This window comes from Streptomyces sp. AM25 (assembly GCF_058146165.1).
This window is the reverse complement of record NZ_JBKIWN010000138.1, coordinates 130,955-150,161: the sequence shown is the minus strand read 5'-3', so window position 1 is coordinate 150,161 and position 19,207 is coordinate 130,955. Positions and strand designations below refer to the sequence as shown.

Here is a 19,207-nt window from a genome sequence, read left to right as displayed (position 1 = left end):
CTTCGCCCCCGAGGCCCCCCTCGAACGCCGCTCCGGAAACTGCGGGCCGCCTGTGGCCGGTCACGCAGTTCCCCGCCCCCCCCTACGGGGTGCGGGGAACCGGGGCGGCGTTCCTTATCCCCGCCACTCCCGCGTCCGCAGCGACAGCCCCGGCTCGCCGGATACCGGGGTGCGCACCGCCAGCACCTGGTTCACCCCGATCCGGTTGCGCTCGAACGACAGCGCACAGGCGGCCATGTAGAGACGCCAGACCCTGGCCCGGCCCGGCGACGTCAGACGCACCGCGTCCGCCCAGTGGGCCTCGAGGTTCGCCACCCAGCGCCGCAGCGTCAACGCGTAGTGCTCACGCAGCGCTTCGACGTCCCGGACCTCGAAGCCGGCCTCCTCCAGCTGGGCGACGGTCCGGCCGACGGGGGCCAGTTCGCCGTCCGGGAAGACGTAGCGGTCGATGAACTCGTCGACCTCGTAGCCCTCTTCCTGCTGCAGCGGGCGCCGCGCGATCTGGTGGTTGAGCAGCTTGCCGCCCGGCTTGAGGAGGGCGTACAGGTCGGCCGCGTACGCGGCGTACTGCGTGGAGCCGACGTGCTCGGCCATGCCGATGGAGGAGATCGCGTCGAAGGGGCCGTCGGAGATCTCCCGGTAGTCCTGGACCCTGATCTCCACACGGTCCGTCAGACCGGCCTCGGCGACCCGCTTGCGGGCGTACGCGGCCTGCTCCTCGGAGAGCGTGATGCCGACGGCGGAGACCCCGTACTCGCGGGCGGCGTGCAGCACCATGGAGCCCCAGCCGCAGCCGACGTCCAGCAGGCGCTGCCCGGGCGCGAGGCCGAGCTTGCGGCACACCAGGTCGAGCTTGGCCCGCTGGGCGTCCTCCAGCGTGAAGTCCGCGTCCCAGTAGGCGCACGAGTAGACCATGGACGGGCCGAGGACCTTCTCGTAGAAGGCGTTCCCCGCGTCGTAGTGGTGGCTGATGGCCTGTTTGTCGCGGCGCAGCGTGTGCAGCGGGCCACCGGTCCGGCGGACCTCCTCGACGGGCGGGGCGGGCGGCGTCCAGGGGCCGGCGAGCTTCAGCAGTTCGCCGCCCGCGGCGCGCAGCCGGGGGTCGCGCAGAGCCGTCAGGAGGCCGGCGAGGCCCGACCGCCGGGACTCGGCGCCGGTCTGCTCGCCGCGCTCCCAGAGGGTGCCGGCGAGCAGGTCCAGGGCCTCGTAGAGGTCGCCTTCGACGTCGAGGTCGCCGGCGACCCAGGCGCGGGCGAGGCCGAGCTCGCCCGGCTTCCACAGCAGGCGGCGCAGGGCCCGGCGGCGGCGGACGACAAGGACGGGGGTGCCGGGCGGGCCGGACTCACTGCGGTCCCAGGCGCGGAGCCGTACCGGAAGGGGAACCCCCAGTACCTGTTCCGCGAGAGCGGTGAGCCGTCGAGCGGCCTCGGCCATGTCGCACACCTCCGTGATGAAGCGTCAGACGATGGATTCATCTGACACTTAAAACACCAGCAAGCCGTGCTGTAGTCCTGCCCCGTGCGACCAGATTAGGTCAACCCACCACCCATATAGGCCGAAAGGCGCCCACCCCCACGGATCGGGTGGACGCCTTCCGGCACTTGTCCTGCGGGTCTGACCAGGTGTCAGGCCTTGGCCTTCTGGGCCGGGGCCGCGTCGGCGGCCTGCGGGGCCGGCTTGGCGGCCTCGTAGAACTCCTCGCGGGGGTTCTCCATGGCGCCGAGCGAGACGACCTCGCGCTTGAGGAACATGCCCAGGGTCCAGTCCGCGAAGACGCGGATCTTGCGGTTGAAGGTCGGCATGGCCATGCCGTGGTAGCCACGGTGCATGTACCAGGCGAGACGGCCCTTGAGCTTGATCTTCATCTTGCCCATGACGATCATCGCCACGCCCTTGTGGAGGCCGAGGCCCGCCACCGCACCCTTGTTGGCGTGCTTGTACTCCTTCTGCGCGGCACCGAAGTCGCGCAGGGCGGAGACCACGTTGTCGCCGAGGACCTTGGCCTGGCGCAGCGCGTGCTGGGCGTTCGGCGGGCACCAGGCGTTCTCGTTGCCCGCGGCGCGGCCGACGAGGTCCGGGACCTGGGCGTTGTCGCCCGCGGCCCAGATGTAGTCGGTGCCCTTGACCTGGAGGGTCGGCAGGGTGTCGACGTGGCCGCGGGGGCCGAGCGGCAGACCGTAGCGGGACAGCACCGGGTTCGGCTTGACGCCGGCGGTCCACACGATCGTGTTGGCGTCGACCTCGAGACCGTTCGACAGCACGACGTGGCCGTCGACGCAGGACTTCATCGACTCCTTGAGGATCACCTCGATGCCGCGGCTCTCGAGGTGCTTCCGGCCGTACTCGCCGAGCTTCGGGCCCACCTCGGGGAGGACCCGGTCGGCCACGTCGACCAGGACGAAGCGCATGTCCTCGCGCTTCACGTTGGTGTAGTACTTGGCGGCGTCGCGCGCCATGTCCTCGACCTCGCCGATGGTCTCCGCACCGGCGAAGCCGCCACCGACGAAGACGAAGGTGAGCGCCTTGCGGCGGATCTCCTCGTCGGTCGTCGAGTCGGCCTTGTCGAGCTGCTCGAGGACGTGGTTGCGCAGGCCGATGGCCTCCTCGATGCCCTTCATGCCGATGCCGTTCTCGGCGAGGCCGGGGATCGGGAAGGTGCGCGAGACGGCGCCGAGCGCGATCACCAGGTAGTCGAAGGGCAGCTCGTACGCCTCGCCGACGATCGGCGCGACGGTGGCGACCTTGCGGTCCTGGTCGATCGTGGTGACGCGGCCGGTGAGCACCTCGGCCCCGGGGAGCACACGTCGCAGAGGCACCACGACGTGGCGGGGAGAGATGCTGCCGGCAGCTGCTTCGGGAAGGAAGGGCTGGTACGTCATGTACGAGCGCGGGTCGACGACCGTGACGATCGCCTCTTGGGACCGCAGCTTCTTCAGGATGCGGCGCGCCGCATACAAACCGACGTACCCACCGCCTACAACGAGGATCCGTGGACGCTCCGTGGTGCTCATGTTTCGAGTATCCAGCACTCCCCACAGGGGTGCTCGTGAGCCCCTTCACAAGGCGCCGGGGGGCGTCTGCTACACTCCGCGGCCCCCGTGACCGACGCCATAGCCGCTGCGGGGAACCACTGTGGCCGTACGGGCGTTGACGACCCCCGCTGAACTGGCCTTGGGGCCTTCACGAGGACTAGACCACTTCACGATCCGGCACCGGATAAGCGTTTCTTTAACCCGCCCGAAACCATCCCGTTCCGTCCGCCCGGCGGACGAGAAGGGGCCGATGGGCCCCGGAAGAGGGTCTGAAGGGCCCCTTCCGCGGCTCCGGGACCGCCATTTCATGTGAAGGATTTCACGAACAATTTTCCGCGATCCGCGGAACGTCCCATTCCGGACCGCCTCAGGCGACGCTCCAGGCGATCCCGTCGAGGATGTCGTGCTCGCTGACGACGACCTCCGCGGCCCCGGTCCGCTCCATGATGCAGAGCAGGACGAGCGCCCCGGCGGTGATCACGTCGACGCGGCCCGGGTGCATCACGGGGATCGCGGCGCGCTGTTCGTGCGTGGCGGCGAGCAGTTCGTGCGTGATCTCCCGGACGCGCCCGACGGAGATGCGGGAGTGGTGGATGACCTCCCAGTCGTACTCCTTCAGCCCCAGCGCGATCGCGGCGACCGTGGTGACCGAACCGGCCAGTCCCACCAGGGTGTGCGCCTCGGTGATCGGCACCGTCCGCTCGACGAGGTCCAGCGCGGCCTCCACGTCGGCACGTATCGCGGCGATCTGACCGGGCGTCGGCGGATCGGTGACCTCGCCGTCCACGACGAGGTGACGCTCCGTCATCCGCACACAGCCGATGTCCACGCTGCGGGCCGCGCGGACGTGGTCGTCCCCGACGACGAACTCGGTCGAACCGCCGCCGAGGTCGACGACGAGGTACGGCTTGGCGAGGTCCGCCCGCCCGGCGAGCTCCTTGGTGGCACCGGTGAAGGAGAACTCGGCCTCCTGGTCGCCGCTGATCACCTCGGGCTCGACGCCGAGGATCTCCACGACGCCGCGCACGAAGTCCTCGCGGTTCTCCGCGTCGCGGGAGGCGGAGGTGGCGACGAACCGGACGCGCTCGGCCCCGTACTCCTTGATGACGCCGGCGTATTCGCGGCACGCCGCGAAGGTGCGCTCGAGCGCCTCGGGGGCGAGGCGGCCGGTGCGGTCGACGCCCTGGCCGAGGCGGACGATGGTCATCCGGCGGTCGAGCTCGGTGAGTTCACCGGTTTGCGGGTTCGCGTCCGCGACGAGGAGACGGATGGAGTTGGTACCGCAGTCGACAGCGGCGACGCGCATGGGTGCTCCTGAGAGTTGGGTGCCCCGCACCGGGGGCGCCGCGGGGTGGTTGCTGCCCGGTGGGCCGGTTTGTGCCCACCCGTTCCGCTGGGGGCACCTCCCAGCGGTAGCTGGGGGAGGAACGCCTGCCCACAAACCCCGGGGGGACTAGTCAGCGCACGGCGTCACACACGGCCCCTTGCGCCACCACTCCGGGAGCATGGCGATGGCCTCGTCGCCCAGGGGGTTCACGCCGGGGCCGGCGGCCAGGGAGTGGCCGACGAGGACGTGCAGGCACTTGACGCGGTCCGGCATGCCGCCCGCGCTCGGGAAGCCCTCCAGCACCTCGATGGCGTCGCGCCGCGCGATGTAGTCCTCGTGCGCCGCACGGTACGCGGCCGCGAGCTCCGGGTCGCTCTGCAGGCGTGCGGTCATCTCCTTCATGACTCCCCCCGCCTCCAGCGTGCCGATGGCGGAGGCCGCCTTCGGGCACGTCAGGTAGTAGAGCGTCGGGAACGGCGTGCCGTCCTCCAGCCGCGGTGCGGTCTCGACGACGTCCGGGTTGCCGCAGGGGCAGCGGTGGGCGATGGCCCGCAGGCCGCGCGGCGGGCGGCCGAGCTGCTGCTGGAACGCCTCGATGTCCGCGGCGTTCGGCTCGGTGGGCTCGGTCTGGGGAGGAGGGGTGTCCATGTGCTCGCTCGTGCTCGGGGTTCTCGGAAGGGAAGGCCAGGGGCCGAGGATACGGGGCGGCGTCAGCGCGTGGCGTCCGCCGAGTCGACCCCGTCCCAGAGGTTGCTGTACCAGGGGCGGTCGGCGGCGCCCTGGTCCTTGGGCCGCTTCGTGGCACCGCCGCCGTCCAGCACGGTGAAGCCGGTCTCCCCGGGGCGCACGTAGTGCAGGTGCTCGCGCGCCTGCTGCTCCACGTACGCCGGGTCCTCCAGCCGGGCCTTCTCCTCGGTCAGCTGTTTGACCTGCTGCCGGGCCCGCTCCGACTGCCGCCGCTGGTCGGCGATCTCGGTGCGCTGGGTGACCCACTGCCGCATGGGGTACGCGAGCGCGACGACGAGGGAGCAGACGACGAGCGCCAGGAGCGCCGCCCGCCCGGTGAGCCGGCTGCGCCGGGGCGTCCGCGCGCGGTTGACCCGGGCGGCGGTCGGCCCCTGTACGAGCGCGGTGCCGAGCGCCCTGAGCCTGGTCGCGGTGGAGGACCGTTCCGCCGCCACGTAAGCCTCCCCATGGTCTGGTTACGCAAAGCCGTCCCCGGCCACGGTACGGGACCGTGGCCGAGGACGGGGTGAGGCTAGAGGCTTTGAGTGTCAGCCCTTGCTGTGCCTACTGGTTCGCAGAGCGCTGTGCCTACTGGTTCGCAGAGCGAAACCGCGGAAAGGCGCTGCGACCCGCGTACACCGCGGCGTCGTCGAGGATCTCCTCGATGCGCAGCAGCTGGTTGTACTTGGCGACGCGCTCGGAGCGGGCCGGGGCACCGGTCTTGATCTGGCCGCAGTTGGTGGCGACGGCCAGGTCGGCGATGGTGACGTCCTCGGTCTCGCCGGAGCGGTGGGACATCATGCACTTGAAGCCGTTGCGCTGGGCCATCTCGACCGCGTCGAGGGTCTCGGTCAGCGAACCGATCTGGTTGACCTTGACCAGCAGGGCGTTGGCGCTGCCCTCCTCGATGCCGCGGGCGAGGCGCTCGGGGTTGGTGACGAACAGGTCGTCGCCGACGAGCTGGACCTTGGTGCCGAGCTTGTCGGTGATGGTCTTCCAGCCGGCCCAGTCGTCCTCGAACAGCGGGTCCTCGATGGAGACGAGCGGGTACGCCTCGACGAGCTCGGCGTAGTACTCGGTCATCTCGGCCGCGGTACGGTCCTTGCCCTCGAACTTGTAGACGCCGTCCTTGTAGAACTCGGAGGCGGCCACGTCGAGCGCGAGCGCGATGTCCTGGCCGGGGGTGTAGCCGGCCTCCTTGACGGCCTCGAGGATGAGGTCGAGGGCCTCGCGGTTGGAGCCCAGGTTGGGGGCGAAGCCGCCCTCGTCGCCGAGGCCGGTGGCCAGGCCCTTGGCCTTCAGCACCTTCTTGAGGGTGTGGTAGACCTCGGTGCCCCAGCGCAGGGCCTCGGAGAAGGACTCGGCGCCGATCGGCGCGATCATGAACTCCTGGATGTCCACGTTGGAGTCGGCGTGCGAGCCGCCGTTCAGGATGTTCATCATCGGAACGGGCAGCAGGTGCGCGTTCGGGCCGCCGAGGTAGCGGAAGAGCGGCAGGTCGGACGCCTCGGAGGCGGCGTGCGCGACGGCCAGGGAGACGCCCAGGATGGCGTTGGCGCCCAGGGAGCCCTTGTTGTCGGTGGCGTCCAGGTCGAACATGGCCTGGTCGATCAGGCGCTGCTCGGTGGCGTCGTAGCCGACGAGCTCCGGGCCGATCTGCTCGATGACGGCCAGGACGGCCTTCTCGACGCCCTTGCCCATGTAGCGCTTGGGGTCGCCGTCACGGAGCTCGATGGCCTCGAAGGCACCGGTGGAGGCGCCGGACGGCACGGCGGCACGGCCCGTGGAGCCGTCGTCGAGGCCGACCTCGACCTCGACCGTGGGGTTGCCTCGCGAGTCGAGGATCTCGCGAGCTACGACGACGTCGATGGACGGCACGAGGGTCTCCTTCGTGTGTGCTGGAGTTCTGCAGCACGAGCCTAACGGGCCCCGGAGGCTGCGCCTGCCCTCGGCCCGCGACCCGAACCGAAAATTGGCACAAAAGCCGAGATCACGGGGCGAATGGCCGGTGCGTTCGCCCAGCGGGGACGTGATCTTGCAGGTCGTGATCCTGCAGGACTCCGGAACGGCGGAGCCCCGCTCCGATGCGGCTCGGGGGGAGGACGCATCGGAGCGGGGCGGTCCGCTGGGCTACGAGGCTGCTCAGCTGAGGTGCAGCTTCTGGCCCGGGAAGATCAGGTCGGCGTTGTCGACGACGTCCTTGTTGCGCTCGAAGAGCTTCTCCCAGCCGCCCTTGACCTTCTGGGTGTCGGCGATCGTGCCGAGGGTGTCGCCTTCCTTGACGGTGTACTCGCCGTCGCCCGTCTTGATCTCCTTCGGGGCGGCGTGCTTCGGCGCGTACTGCTTCGCCGGGGTCTCGTCGGACGAGTCGTCGTCGGAGGTCTGCGGCTTGGCGTGCTTCGGGGCGGCCTGGCGCTCGCTGCGGTCGGCGTGGCTCTTGCCCGACCAGGTGTTGCGCTCGGACTTCGAGGACTTCGAGGACTTCGACGAGGAGCCGGAGTCCGAGGGGTCGACGTCGGCCTTGGCGCCGCCCGAGCTCAGGTTGCCGGCGCCGGCGCAGCCCCAGGCGCCCGGGCCCTGCATGGCGAGCAGCTTCTCGGCGACGGCGATCTGCTGGCTCTTGGAGGCGAGGTCGGCGCGCGCGGCGTACTTGGTGCCGCCCGCGGCTGCCCAGGAGGAGTTCGAGAACTGCAGGCCGCCGTAGTAACCGTTACCGGTGTTGATCGACCAGTCGCCACCGGACTCGCACTGGGCGACCTTGTCCCAGGTGGACACCGAAGCGGCGTTGGCGGAGGTTGCGACCATCAGCGGGGCGGCAACGGCGACGCCGGTGACCCCGGCGAGCGTGACGATGCGGACGGCCTTGGACGGACGGCGATGCTTGCCCTTGGACATGAGTCGTTTCCTCACCGGCGCCTACGAGGTGAGCTGTCGGGTTCGGGCTGTGAGTTTGCCCGGCCCAGTGGCTTGCGCGCACCAGGCTTCACCCCAAGCCGCTCCGGCTTCCGGTCTGCACCGGCGGCCGTTGCGGCGACCTACCTTGGTTCCCCCGCTCCTGCCTACGGCGCTTGCGCGACGGTTCCCGCGGCCGTCGGCAGGATTCGGCGTGACGGCCGTGGTGCTCGCGGTGGCGAGCGGTGATGACGGTAAACACAGGCGGCCGACGGGTTCAAACCCCTCTTTTCAGCCACCACTGACTGCAGTTACCCCTGGGAACCCAATGTTTCCGCAGGTGGGAGGCGGTACGTGAAGAACGGACCGAGGCCGTCCAGCCGGAAGTCAACGAGACCCTTGTCTCATTTTCCCGCGTGAACGGACATTCGACCCGAACTGCCGCACTACTGCCCCAGATCGAGGCGCTGACCAGGCTGAATGAGGTCGGGATCGCTTCCGACAACCTTTTGATTGTTCTCGTACAACGAGTGCCAACCGCCCTTCACCGAATGGTCTTCCGCGATGGCTGACAGGTTGTCACCGGGACGCACGGTGTAGTCGTGGTCGGTGGGGCCGCCGGTGCGGGCATCCGAACTGCCGCGCGAAACACGCCCGCCGTCGTCGGAGCGGGGCGGCTGCGCACGGTGCTTGCCGCCGCCGGGGGTGGTGGTGTCCGTGTTGCCGGGGGCGTCCGAGGGGATGCCGGACGGGGCGTCCGACGGGGTGCCGGGCAGGGACGGGTGCGGGTGCGCGGGATCCGTGGACGGCGTGCCGGACGGGGTGTCCGAGGGCTTGCCGGAGGGCGCCGTGGAGCCCGTCGACGGGGCCGGGGCGGGGTCGTCCTTGCGGTGCCTGCCGTGCGACGCGGTGTCGTCGGAGGGCGAGGGCGACGGGGTCGCCGGGCTCGTGGAAGCGGAACCACCGGGCGTGGCCGTGCCGGGCGCCGGCTTCGCGTCCCCGGACGCGCCGTCGGACGACGCTGAGGGCGTCGGCTCGTGCACCGGCGGAGTCGTGCGCTCCGGCGCGGGCGCCTTGGGGGCCGGGGTCTGGGTGGCGCCCGGGTCCACCTGCGGCACCTTGCTCCCGCGGGACAGGCCCGCGCCCGCGCCGCAGCCGCCCCACGCGCCGGGGCCCTGGCCGTCGAGCATGCTCTCGGCGACGGCTATCTGCTGGGAGCGGCTGGCGAGATCGGGGCGCGGGGCGTACGCACGGCCGCCGTTCTGCTCCCACGCGTCCTGCGAGATCCCGAGTCCGCCCCCGCCGGCCGCGCTCCAGGTCCCGCCGCTCTCGCACTGGGCGACCTGGTCCCATGTGCCGGCGTCGGCCGCGGATGCGCCGGTGGCGGCCAGCAGCGGCATGGCGAGCGCCGAGCCCGTCACCCCCGCTGCGACCACGATCGCGGGTGCCTGACGGGGGCGGCGATGTCTTCCGTTGCCTGCGCGCATGCGTGGGCCTCTCGTCTCGGGGCTGATTGGTCGTCGAACATAGCGACGCCCTCCGGCAGTCACAAGCCGGTGTATCCGAGGTCACGCCGGGGTCACGCCAGTTGACCGAGCGTCATCCCGTGCCGGACGGCGCCTCCGGGGTGAACTCCACGGGCAGTGTGCGCAGTCCGCGCATGATGAGCCCGCCGCGCCAGCGCAGGTCCTCCGGATCGGCGGCCAGCCGCAGGTCGGGCAGGCGGCGCAGCAGCGTCGCGAGCGCCGTCTGCCCCTCCAGCCGCGCCAGCGGCGCCCCCAGGCAGTAGTGGATCCCGTGCCCGTACCCGAGGTGCTGGTTGTCGCGCCGCGCGAGGTCGAGGGTGTCCGGGTCGGCGAACCGCTCCGGGTCACGGTCGGCGGCGGCCAGCACGACCAGCACCGGGTCGCCCTCCGCGATGCGCTGCCCGCCCAGCGTCAGCGCTTCGGTGGCGAAGCGCCAGGTGGCCAGCTCCACCGGGCCGTCGTAGCGCAGGAGTTCCTCGACCCCGGTGGCGAGCAGGCTCTCGTCGCCCTCCGCGAGGGCGATTTGCAGGCGTTCGCGCTGATCCGGGTTGCGCAGCAGGGCGTAGGTTCCGTTACCGATCAGGTTCACAGTTGTTTCGAAACCGGCAAACAACAGGATGAAGGCCATGGCGGCGGCCTCGTTCTCGGTGAGGTGCTCGCCGTGGTCGCTTGCCCGGATCAGTCCAGAAATGAGGTCTTCACCCGGTTCGTTGCGCTTACGGTGGATCAACTCCGCGAGATAGCCCCGCATTTTCTTCACGGAGCGGGCCACCCCGCCGCGCGGGCCGCCGCCGTGGCGAATCATCATGCCCGCCCAGTCGCGGAAGTCGTCCTGGTCCTCGGGCGGGACGCCGAGCATGTCGCAGATCGCGTAGATGGGGAGCGGGAAGGCGAACTCGTGGATGAGGTCGGCCTCCCCCCTCTTTGCGCCGTGTTTATCGAGCATGGCGTCGATGAGGCGGTCGGTGAGCTCCTGCACGCGCGGGGCGAACTCCGCCACGCGCCGGGGTGTGAACGCCTTGGAGACGAGACGGCGGAGCCGGGTGTGGTCCGGGGGGTCGATGTTGAGCAGGTGCGTCATGAGGTTGGCACTGCGCTCGCCCGGGATGCCGGTCTTGCCCTTGCCGTGGGCGGCCTGCTCGGAGTGGTGCACCGGGTTCTTCGAGAGCCGCTGGTCGGCGAGGGCCTGGCGGGCGTCGGCGTACCGGGTGACGAGCCAGGCCTCCACCCCGCTGGGGAGGGTGGTGCGGTGGACCGGGGAGTGGTCGCGGAGCCAGGCGTACGCCGGGTAGGGGTCGGCGGCGAACTCCCAGGTGAAGAGGTCGGGGGCGAGGGGCGTGTCGTTCTGGTGCACGGTCCCGACCGTACCGGGGCCGTCAGCGGGCGCCGGCGCCCCCGCTGCCGAAGGAGCCGCTGCCGCCCGGGCGCCACTTCTTGTCCTCCTCGGAGGGCTCCTCCGGGTGGCTGCCCGGGTTGCGGATCTCGTGCGGCAGCACGCGCTCGCCGTCGGCCTCCGTCTGCAGCCGGTCCGGCTCGCGGTGCTCGCGGACGTAGCCGACCGCGTCCGCGTCGTCGTCATGGCCCGGGCCGTGCTCGGGGGTCCTGGGGTGATCCCGTTCCTCCGGCGTCGTCCAGGCCCCCATGCGCCGCTGGGGCGCCGACGGCGGTGGCGGCTCCTCGTCGCGCTTCCGCATTCCGTACGCCACCGCGACGATCAGCAGGATGACGACGATGAGCCCTACGACGAAGGGGGCGATGCCGCCGAGGTAGGCGGGGAGAGCGAGTTCCATGGAACCGGAGTACCCCCTGGCCGTCCGGCCATGACCATGGCTGGGCCGAACGGATGAACGGGTCGTTCGTCGGCTGCGGGCCGTCCTCGGTTGCTCGCGCAGTTCCCCGCGCCCCTGACGGGGCGGTGCGTACCGCGCTAGCGCCGCTCGGCGTCCCGCTCCGCGGCAAGTACCGCATCCCGATAGGTCCGGGCCGCAGCCCGCAGCGCCGTCTCCGGCTCGACGCCCTCGGACTCGGCCCGCACCGCAAGGGCCAGCAGTTCGTACCCGATGCCGTCGCCCACCGGAAGGGCGACGTCCAGACCCTCGTGCCGCACCCGCGACGCCAGCTTCGCGGCCAGCGCCAGCGCCGGCTGGTCCAGCGGCACGCCCTCGGTGACGGACTCCCGGCGCTTCTCCGCCGCCTTCGTCCGCATCCAGTGCGCCTTGACCTCCTCCGGCGTCTCGGCGGTCTCCTCGCCGAAGACGTGCGGGTGGCGGTGGATGAGCTTGTCGACGATCGTGCCCGCGACGTCGTCGACGGAGAACGGCTCGTCCGGGTCGTCCTGGGCGATGCGGGCGTGGAAGACCACCTGGAGCAGGACGTCGCCGAGTTCCTCGCGCAGCGCCTCCCGGTCCCCGGTCTCGATCGCCTCCAGGAGCTCGTACATCTCCTCCAGCCCGTACTTGGCCAGGTCCTCGTGGGTCCGTATGCCGCTCCACGGGCAGGCGGCCCGGATCCGGTCCATGACCTGGACCAGGTCCAGCAGCCGGGCGCCCGGCAGGTCGTAGGAGCCGGGGAGCAGCTCCAGGGCGGGCATGGTCTCGCGCCCGGAGCCGGCCAGCCGGGCGAGGCCGTCGGTGAGGGCGGACTCGCCCTCGGCCGAGGTGATCACGACGGCGGTGCACCGCTCGCGCACGCAGTGGTCGACGAGCTCGCGGGCATCGGCCTCGGCCTGTTCGATCTCGACCCCGGCCTCCCGCAGATACGGCAGCTGCGGGTGGGCGGGGTCGGCGCACAGCACCCGCCCGGCCTCGCGCAGCGCCTGCCACGCGGGCCAGGACAGCAGCCCCGGGGCGACCCGGTGGCTGGTGGTGAGGAGGACGATGCGGCCGGCGGAGTCCGTGGAGGCGTTCACACGGACGAGCCTATGCCGTACCGGCCGCCCGGGCTCAGGCCGGCTGTTCGGGCGCGGTCGTGGTGGGCCGCAGCCAGGGTTCCTGGGCGGGCCGCGCGGTGCCGCGCTTCGCGTCCCAGGCGCCGTAGCGCGGATTGACGTCGACGTGCAGGGAGTCGGAGGTCCGCATCAGGACGTCGTTGGTCCGCGCGGCCCCCAGCTTGGCGTCCAGCTTGCTGCGGACCAGGTCCATGGTCAGCGCCTGGTCGATCTGGCCGGGGGCGATGCCGAGCGCGAGGAACCTGCTCTCGACCGCGTCCGCACCGCCGTTGGCCTTCTCGACCTTGGCGCGCTGCTCCTGGACCTCGGCACGGGTGACCTGCACGCCGTTGTCCTCGCCGGCCTGCTCGATGATCCGGTACTGGATGAGCCGGACCAGGGTGTCCTGGCCGAGGCGGGCGCTGTCCGCCAGCATCTGCCGGCCCTGCGGGGAGGACTGCTGCGCGTCCCGTACGTCGTTCACCTGGCTCTGCAGCTGCGAGACGGTGATCCTGTCCTTGCCCACGACGGCCGCGGCACCCGGATGCGGGGCCGAGCCGCAGGCGGTGAGCAGAGGGGACGCGGTGAGCAGCGCGGCGGCGGAGACGGCCAGCGCGGTCCTGCGGCGGATCATGAAGCCTCCCGGGAAGGGGTACGGGCGGGCACAACGATCGGGCGTTGATCGATGGTAGGCGAACCGGCCCGGTCCGTGGGCCGTCTCCGCAGGAGAACCGGGAGAGCCGTTTCGCGTATCTTTTCGACATTCACGGTGCAGCGGTACAGAGAGGACAAGCCCCCCATGGAACCGGCAGCGGCCACGGCCCCGGCACGGCAGCGCGGCACATCCGCGGCCCGTACCGCCCTGCGCGCCCCCCGGCTCGACCCGCACTGGGTCGGCGGCGTCTTCTTCGTCCTCTACACCGTGCTGTCGCTGAGCCGGCACCTCCGCATGCTCACCATGTCCTGGGACCTGGGCATCTTCGAGCAGGCGATACAGGGATACGCCCGCCTCGGCGCACCGATAGCCGACCTCAAGGGGCCCGGCACCAACATCCTCGGCGACCACTTCAGCCCCGTCACCGCGCTGATCGCCCCCTTCTACCGGGTCTTCCCGAGCCCCGTGACCCTCCTGGTCGTCCAGGCCCTGCTGTTCGCCCTGTCCACGGTTCCGGTGACCCGGCTCGCCGCGCACCTGCTGGGCCGCGGGCGCGGCCTCGCGATCGGGGTGGCGTACGGGCTGTCGTGGGGCGTGCAGCGGGCGGTCGACTTCGACTTCCACGAGATCGCCTTCGCCATGCCGCTGCTGGCCTTCTCCCTGGAGGCCGTGGTGCGGCGGCGGTGGCGGGCCGCGGTGCTCTGGGCGGCACCGCTGGTGCTGGTCAAGGAGGACCTGGGGGTCACCGCCGCCGTGATCGGCGCGCTGGTGCTGATACGACTGCGCGGCGTCCGCAGCGATCCGCGGGCGGCCGCGTGGGCCCTCGGGCTCGTGGGCTTCGGGCTCGCGGCCACGGCCGTGGCCCTCGGCGTGGTCATTCCGAGCTTCAACCACGGCGGCTCGTACGACTACTGGACCAAGCTCGACGGCAGCGGGGCCCCCGGGCCCGCCCCCGTCATCCCGCTCGACACCGCGATCCGCACGCTGCTGTGGATCGTGCTGCCCACGACGGGCCTGTTCGCACTGCGCTCGCCCGTACTGATCGTCGCCCTGCCGACGCTGGGGTGGCGCCTCCTCTCCCACGACGACCACTACTGGGGCACCGACTGGCACTACAGCGCGGTCCTGATGCCGGTCGTCTTCATCGCGCTGGCGGATGCGCTGGCGGGCGCACCGCGCGCGGGCCGCGCCTGGCTGCGGACGTACGCGCAGCACCTGCCCGCCGCCGTGCTCGCGGCGGCGCTGGCGCTCACGGCCTCGCTGCCGCTGTACAGCCTGACGCTGCCGGACAGTTACCGGATACCGGCGAGCGTGAAGGCGGCGGAGGGGCTGCTGGACCGCATCCCCGACGGGTCCGTCGTCGAGTCCGACGTCGGGCCGATCAGCCGGCTGGTGAACCGGTGCCGGGTGCTGTGGATAGGGGACACCCGGGGGATCACCCCCGATTACGTCACGCTGCGGGTCGGGGACGGGCGGTCCGCCAAGGATCTGCTGGCCGAGGTGCAGAGGCTGCACCCCGGGCAGCGGTTCGATCTGTTCGGCGATGCGGGGGGATACGTGGTGCTGCAGCACGTCGGTTAGGTGCGGGCCGTCTGTGGCTGATCGCGCAGTTCCCCGCGCCCCTTACGGGGCGCGGATGACGGGGCGCGTACGGGCATGCGCTGTCCCCTATATATAGGGGACAGCCCTCACCCCAGGATCGTCGTCAGGAACTCGCCCGTCCACGCCAGCAGCTCCCGCCCGACAAGCGGTTTGCCGCCGATCTGGCGGGTCGCCGGGCGGGGTACCAGGATCTGCTGGGTCGCCGGCTTCATCACCGTCCGCGGGTACAGGCGCTTCAGCCGCAGCTCCTGCGACTCCCGCAGTTCCACCGGGCCGAAGCGCACGTTCGAGCCCTGCAGGGTGATGTCCGAGACCCCGCACGCCCGCGCCAGCATCCGCAGGCCGGCCACCAGCAGCAGGTTCTCCACGGGTTCCGGCAACTTGCCGTAGCGGTCGGTCAGTTCCTCGCGGACCGCCTTGATGTCCTCCTCGGAGTTCGCGGAGGCGATGGCCCGGTACGCCTGGAGGCGCAGCCGCTCGCCGGGCGCGTAGTCGTGCGGGACGTGCGCGTCCACCGGGAGCTCGATCTTGACCTCCAGCGGCGGCTCCTCCTCCACGCCGCCCTCCAGCGAGGCGCGGTAATCCGCGACCGCCTCGCCGACCATGCGGATGTAGAGGTCGAAGCCGACGCCCGCGATGTGGCCGGACTGCTCGCCGCCGAGCAGGTTGCCCGCGCCGCGGATCTCCAGGTCCTTCATCGCGACGTACATGCCCGCGCCCATCTCCGTGTGCTGGGCGATGGTGGCCAGGCGCTCGTGCGCCGTCTCGGTGAGCGGCTTCTCCGGCGGGTAGAGGAAGTACGCGTAGCCGCGCTCGCGGCTGCGGCCCACGCGGCCGCGCAGCTGGTGCAGCTGCGAGAGGCCGAAGTTGTCGCCGCGCTCGACGATCAGCGTGTTGGCGTTGGAGATGTCGATGCCGGACTCGACGATCGTCGTCGAGACGAGCACGTCGAACTTCTTCTCCCAGAAGTCGACGACGACCTGCTCCAGCGCGCTCTCGCCCATCTGCCCGTGCGCCGTGGCGATCCGCGCCTCGGGCACGATCTCGCGCAGCTTCGCGGCCGCCCGGTCGATGGACTCGACGCGGTTGTGGATGTAGAAGACCTGTCCCTCGCGGAGCAGTTCGCGGCGGATGGCGGCGCCGATCTGCTTCTGGTCGTACGGGCCGACGAAGGTGAGCACCGGGTGGCGCTCCTCCGGCGGGGTGGTGATCGTCGACATCTCGCGGATGCCGGTGACTGCCATCTCCAGCGTGCGCGGGATCGGCGTCGCGGACATCGTCAGCACGTCCACGTTCGCCCGGAGCTTCTTCAGCTGCTCCTTGTGCTCGACGCCGAAGCGCTGCTCCTCGTCGACGATGACCAGGCCGAGATCCTTGAACTTGGTCTCGGAGGAGAAGAGCCGGTGCGTGCCGATGACGATGTCGACCGAGCCCTCGCGCAGGCCCTCCAGGACGGCCTTCGCCTCGGCGTCCGTCTGGAACCGGGACAACGCCCTGACCACGACCGGGAATTGGGAGTAGCGCTCGGAGAACGTGCCGAAGTGCTGCTGCACCAGCAGGGTCGTCGGCACCAGCACCGCGACCTGCTTGCCGTCCTGCACCGCCTTGAAGGCCGCGCGGACCGCGATCTCGGTCTTGCCGTAGCCGACGTCGCCGCAGACCAGGCGGTCCATGGGGACGGACTTCTCCATGTCCTCCTTGACCTCGGCGATGGTGGTGAGCTGATCGGGCGTCTCGGCGTAGGGGAAGGCGTCCTCCAGCTCGCGCTGCCAGGGGGTGTCCGCGCCGAAGGAGTGGCCGGGGGCGGCCATCCGGGCCGAGTAGAGCTTGATCAGGTCGGCGGCGATCTCCTTGACGGCCTTCTTGGCGCGCGCCTTGGTCTTGGTCCAGTCGGCGCCGCCGAGCCGGTGCAGCGTGGGGGCCTCGCCGCCGACGTACTTGGTGACCTGCTCCAGCTGGTCCGTGGGGATGTAGAGGCGGTCGCCCGGCTGGCCGCGCTTGGCGGGGGCGTACTCGACGAGCAGGTACTCGCGGGTGGCGCCCTGGACCGTGCGCTGGACCATCTCGATGTAGCGGCCGACGCCGTGCTGCTCGTGGACGATGTAGTCGCCGGCCTGGAGGGTCAGCGGGTCGATCGTCTTGCGGCGGCGGACCGGCATCCGGCCCAGGTCCTTGCTGGCGGACTTCTGGCCGGAGAGGTCCGTCTCCGTCAGGACGGCGATCTTCAGCCCGGGGTCGACGAAGCCGGTGTCGATGCCCGCGCAGGAGACGTGCACGACGGACGGGGTGACCGTCTCCAGGTCGGCGTCGAGGCGGGCGGCGATGCCCTCGCCGCCGAGCACCTCGACGGTGCGGGCGGCCGGGCCGTGACCCTCGGTGAGGAAGACCGTGCGCCAGCCGTCGGCCAGCCAGCCCTTGGTGTCGGCCAGGGCGCGGGCGGTGTCGCCGCGGTAGGTCTCGGGGGCGTGCATGCCGAGCTTGAGGGTGTCGCCGTCCCCCTCGTCCTCGCCGGCGGCGAAGGGGCTGACCGACCACCACATCATGCCGAGCTCGCGGGCCCGGTCGCGGACGTCGGCGATGCTCCACAGGGAGGCCGCGTCCACGTCGATCGGGGCCTCGCCGCCGCCCGCGGTGGCGGCCCAGGAGGCCTGCAGGAACTCCTGGCTCGTCGCCACGAGGTCCGCCGCGCGCGTGCGCACCCGCTCCGGGTCGCACACGACCGCCATGCTGCCGGCCGGCAGGACGTCCAGCAGCAGCTCCATGTCGTCCACCAGGACGGGCGCGAGGGACTCCATGCCGTCCACTGCAATGCCCTCGGCGATCTTGCCGAGCAGCTCGCCGAGCTCGGGGTGCTCCTCGGCGAGGGCCGCGGCCCGCTCCCGGACGGCGTCCGTCAGCAGCAGCTCCCGGCAGGGCGGGGCCCACAGGCCGTGCTCGGCGACCTCCAGGGAGCGCTGGTCGGCGACCTTGAAGTAGCGGATCTCCTCGACGTCGTCGCCCCAGAACTCGATCCGGAGCGGGTGCTCCTCGGTCGGCGGGAAGACGTCGAGGATGCCGCCGCGGACCGCGAACTCGCCGCGCTTCTCGACCAGTTCGACGCGCGCGTAGGCGGCCGCGGCGAGCGCGTCCACGATCCCTTCGAGGTCGGCGCTCTGCCCGCTGCGCAGGCTGACGGGCTCCAGGTCGCCGAGCCCCTTCACCTGCGGCTGCAGCACCGAGCGGATCGGCGCGACGACCACGCCGACCGGCCCCGCGGCCGGGTCGTCCTCGCTCGGGTGCGCGAGCCGGCGCAGCACGGCGAGGCGGCGGCCGACGGTGTCGGAGCGCGGGGAGAGCCGCTCGTGCGGCAGCGTCTCCCAGGACGGGTACTCCACGACCGCTTCCCCGGGCAGGAACGAGCGCAGCGCGGCCGCAAGATCCTCGGCCTCCCGGCCCGTCGCCGTGACGGCGAGCACGGGCCGCTGTGCGTCCCGCGCCAGCGCGGCGATGGCGAAGGGCCGCGCGGCGGGCGGCCCGACCAGGTCGATGTGCGGCCGGTTGCCGTCGCCCGCGGCCTTGACCGCTTCGGCGAGCGCCGGATCGTTGACGACGGCGTCGAGCAGACCGTGCAGGCTCATGGAGGGCTTCCCGTCCCGGGGGTGGACAAGCGGACAACGCGAATCGCCCGACGCGTGCGTACGGGCCGGGGTGCTTCCAGACTACGACGGGGCGCCGACAGCCGCGGCCGGGCCGCGAAGGCCCCCTGTCAGAGGGGCCAGGGGGTGACCTGGACGATGTAGAGGCGCTGCTGCCGCACGACCGTCAGGTAATGGAACATCCCGCAGGGCAGCACCTCCTCCTGCACGCCGGGCGACTGCCCTTCGTAGGTGCTGCCGCCGAGGTAGAGGGCGGCCGCGGCCCGGACCAGCTCGTCGGCTCGCTCCTCCACCTGCGCGACGAAGGCGAGATTCGGCGTCCCCCGATCACATGGCGTGGATCCGGGTCGTACTCCCAGCCCCAGTCACCCACCCTTGACCGCCGCCCGGGCACGGTCGAGGATCTCCCGGATCTCGTCCATCGCGGCCCGCCAGGCCGGGTCCTCCCGGCCGAGGGACTGGGCGGCGTGCTCGGCCGCGTGAAGGCGGCGGGCGGTGTCGGGGAACCGCTCGATCTCGATCACGGTGGCCCACTTCAGCTGGAACATCGCGATCGGCCCGAAGCTGTTGGCCTGTGTGGCCATCGTGAAGACCGTGTCCCGCTCCGACGTCATCTCCGCCAGCCGGGACGGCGCAACCTGCGCCAGCGCCGCCCGCAGTGCGGGAAACGTCTTCTCGGGTCTGGGGATCAGCGCTCCCCCGTCGTGCACCGGCTGCGTGGTCATCTGTCCTCCCGGGAGTCCCCCGGTTCACGGTACGGCAACCGGGCACCCCCCTCCGACTTCCGACGGTCCGTTTGTCACCCGATGTGACGGGTTTACAGCTTCCCGCCCCCACCGCACAGCACGACCATCGACGATGGTGCCCGTTCGCGTCCTCGGGGCGG

16 protein-coding genes and 1 riboswitch are annotated in these 19,207 nt (G+C 71.5%); of the genes, 1 reads left to right on the top strand and 15 read right to left on the bottom strand.

Annotated features, from left to right (window positions below; translation table 11 throughout):
- Window positions 1-114: 114 nt before the first annotated feature.
- The 12 genes from ACLHRZ_RS40435 to ACLHRZ_RS40380 all read right to left on the bottom strand — a co-directional run bounded on the left by ACLHRZ_RS40435 (window position 115) and on the right by ACLHRZ_RS40380 (window position 13,063).
- Window positions 115-1,434 carry a class I SAM-dependent methyltransferase gene (locus ACLHRZ_RS40435; RefSeq protein WP_490423603.1) on the bottom strand — a complete coding sequence of 440 codons (1,320 nt, stop codon included), beginning with the start codon at window positions 1,432-1,434 and terminating at the stop codon, window positions 115-117.
- A 191-nt stretch (window positions 1,435-1,625) separates the two neighbouring features.
- On the bottom strand, window positions 1,626-3,011 hold the full coding sequence (locus tag ACLHRZ_RS40430; RefSeq protein ID WP_490423602.1) for an NAD(P)/FAD-dependent oxidoreductase: 1,386 nt from the start codon (window positions 3,009-3,011) through the stop codon (window positions 1,626-1,628).
- 388 nt (window positions 3,012-3,399) lie between these two features.
- Window positions 3,400-4,338 carry a Ppx/GppA phosphatase family protein gene (locus tag ACLHRZ_RS40425; protein WP_490423601.1) on the bottom strand — a complete coding sequence of 313 codons (939 nt, stop codon included), beginning with the start codon at window positions 4,336-4,338 and terminating at the stop codon, window positions 3,400-3,402.
- A gap of 147 nt (window positions 4,339-4,485) precedes the next feature.
- Entirely contained in the window at window positions 4,486-5,007 is a 522-nt protein-coding gene (locus ACLHRZ_RS40420; protein WP_490423600.1) for a DUF501 domain-containing protein, read from the bottom strand.
- A gap of 62 nt (window positions 5,008-5,069) precedes the next feature.
- Window positions 5,070-5,540, bottom strand: a complete 471-nt coding sequence (locus tag ACLHRZ_RS40415) for an FtsB family cell division protein (RefSeq protein WP_490423599.1) — start codon at window positions 5,538-5,540, stop codon at window positions 5,070-5,072.
- 133 nt (window positions 5,541-5,673) lie between these two features.
- A complete protein-coding gene (gene eno, locus ACLHRZ_RS40410) occupies window positions 5,674-6,963 on the bottom strand; it encodes a phosphopyruvate hydratase (RefSeq protein WP_490423598.1) in 1,290 nt (429 codons plus the stop codon).
- A gap of 264 nt (window positions 6,964-7,227) precedes the next feature.
- Window positions 7,228-7,980: a transglycosylase family protein gene (locus ACLHRZ_RS40405; protein WP_490423597.1), complete on the bottom strand. Its 753-nt coding sequence runs from the start codon at window positions 7,978-7,980 to the stop codon at window positions 7,228-7,230.
- 3 nt (window positions 7,981-7,983) lie between these two features.
- Window positions 7,984-8,162: riboswitch (cyclic di-AMP (ydaO/yuaA leader) on the bottom strand.
- 261 nt (window positions 8,163-8,423) lie between these two features.
- Window positions 8,424-9,464, bottom strand: coding sequence for a LysM peptidoglycan-binding domain-containing protein (locus ACLHRZ_RS40400; RefSeq protein WP_490423596.1), 1,041 nt, complete (start codon window positions 9,462-9,464; stop codon window positions 8,424-8,426).
- A 112-nt stretch (window positions 9,465-9,576) separates the two neighbouring features.
- Window positions 9,577-10,857, bottom strand: coding sequence for a cytochrome P450 family protein (locus ACLHRZ_RS40395; RefSeq protein WP_490423595.1), 1,281 nt, complete (start codon window positions 10,855-10,857; stop codon window positions 9,577-9,579).
- 22 nt (window positions 10,858-10,879) lie between these two features.
- The gene (locus ACLHRZ_RS40390) at window positions 10,880-11,293 is read right to left on the bottom strand and encodes a DUF6479 family protein (RefSeq protein WP_490423594.1); all 414 of its coding nucleotides are present in this window, start codon (window positions 11,291-11,293) and stop codon (window positions 10,880-10,882) included.
- 137 nt (window positions 11,294-11,430) lie between these two features.
- Window positions 11,431-12,411 carry a nucleoside triphosphate pyrophosphohydrolase gene (locus ACLHRZ_RS40385; protein WP_490423593.1) on the bottom strand — a complete coding sequence of 327 codons (981 nt, stop codon included), beginning with the start codon at window positions 12,409-12,411 and terminating at the stop codon, window positions 11,431-11,433.
- 34 nt (window positions 12,412-12,445) lie between these two features.
- Window positions 12,446-13,063 (bottom strand): SurA N-terminal domain-containing protein, encoded by a 618-nt coding sequence (locus ACLHRZ_RS40380; RefSeq protein ID WP_490423592.1) that lies wholly within the window; start codon window positions 13,061-13,063, stop codon window positions 12,446-12,448.
- 165 nt (window positions 13,064-13,228) lie between these two features.
- Between ACLHRZ_RS40380 and ACLHRZ_RS40375 the strand changes: the two genes are divergently transcribed.
- On the top strand, window positions 13,229-14,665 hold the full coding sequence (locus tag ACLHRZ_RS40375) for a DUF2079 domain-containing protein (RefSeq protein ID WP_490423591.1): 1,437 nt from the start codon (window positions 13,229-13,231) through the stop codon (window positions 14,663-14,665).
- Between the two features lie 107 nt (window positions 14,666-14,772).
- Here ACLHRZ_RS40375 and mfd read toward each other — a convergent pair whose 3' ends face one another.
- From mfd to ACLHRZ_RS40360, 3 genes are all read right to left on the bottom strand, one after another.
- Window positions 14,773-18,303 carry a transcription-repair coupling factor gene (gene mfd / locus ACLHRZ_RS40370; protein WP_490423590.1) on the bottom strand — a complete coding sequence of 1,177 codons (3,531 nt, stop codon included), beginning with the start codon at window positions 18,301-18,303 and terminating at the stop codon, window positions 14,773-14,775.
- Window positions 18,304-18,431: 128 nt separating this feature from the next.
- Window positions 18,432-18,614, bottom strand: a complete 183-nt coding sequence (locus ACLHRZ_RS40365) for a hypothetical protein (RefSeq protein ID WP_490423589.1) — start codon at window positions 18,612-18,614, stop codon at window positions 18,432-18,434.
- Window positions 18,615-18,686: 72 nt separating this feature from the next.
- Complete coding sequence (locus ACLHRZ_RS40360) at window positions 18,687-19,046, bottom strand: hypothetical protein (protein ID WP_490423588.1); 360 nt, start codon at window positions 19,044-19,046, stop codon at window positions 18,687-18,689.
- Window positions 19,047-19,207: the final 161 nt, after the last annotated feature.

Coding starts and splice junctions, on each gene's coding strand:
- ACLHRZ_RS40435 (WP_490423603.1), bottom strand. CDS start 1,434: ATGGCCGAGGCCGCTCGACGGCTCACCGCTCTCGCGGAACAGGTACTG.
- ACLHRZ_RS40430 (WP_490423602.1), bottom strand. CDS start 3,011: ATGAGCACCACGGAGCGTCCACGGATCCTCGTTGTAGGCGGTGGGTAC.
- ACLHRZ_RS40425 (WP_490423601.1), bottom strand. CDS start 4,338: ATGCGCGTCGCCGCTGTCGACTGCGGTACCAACTCCATCCGTCTCCTC.
- ACLHRZ_RS40420 (WP_490423600.1), bottom strand. CDS start 5,007: ATGGACACCCCTCCTCCCCAGACCGAGCCCACCGAGCCGAACGCCGCG.
- ACLHRZ_RS40405 (WP_490423597.1), bottom strand. CDS start 7,980: ATGTCCAAGGGCAAGCATCGCCGTCCGTCCAAGGCCGTCCGCATCGTC.
- ACLHRZ_RS40400 (WP_490423596.1), bottom strand. CDS start 9,464: ATGCGCGCAGGCAACGGAAGACATCGCCGCCCCCGTCAGGCACCCGCG.
- ACLHRZ_RS40390 (WP_490423594.1), bottom strand. CDS start 11,293: ATGGAACTCGCTCTCCCCGCCTACCTCGGCGGCATCGCCCCCTTCGTC.
- ACLHRZ_RS40380 (WP_490423592.1), bottom strand. CDS start 13,063: ATGATCCGCCGCAGGACCGCGCTGGCCGTCTCCGCCGCCGCGCTGCTC.
- ACLHRZ_RS40375 (WP_490423591.1), top strand. CDS start 13,229: ATGGAACCGGCAGCGGCCACGGCCCCGGCACGGCAGCGCGGCACATCC.
- mfd (WP_490423590.1), bottom strand. CDS start 18,303: ATGAGCCTGCACGGTCTGCTCGACGCCGTCGTCAACGATCCGGCGCTC.
- ACLHRZ_RS40360 (WP_490423588.1), bottom strand. CDS start 19,046: ATGACCACGCAGCCGGTGCACGACGGGGGAGCGCTGATCCCCAGACCC.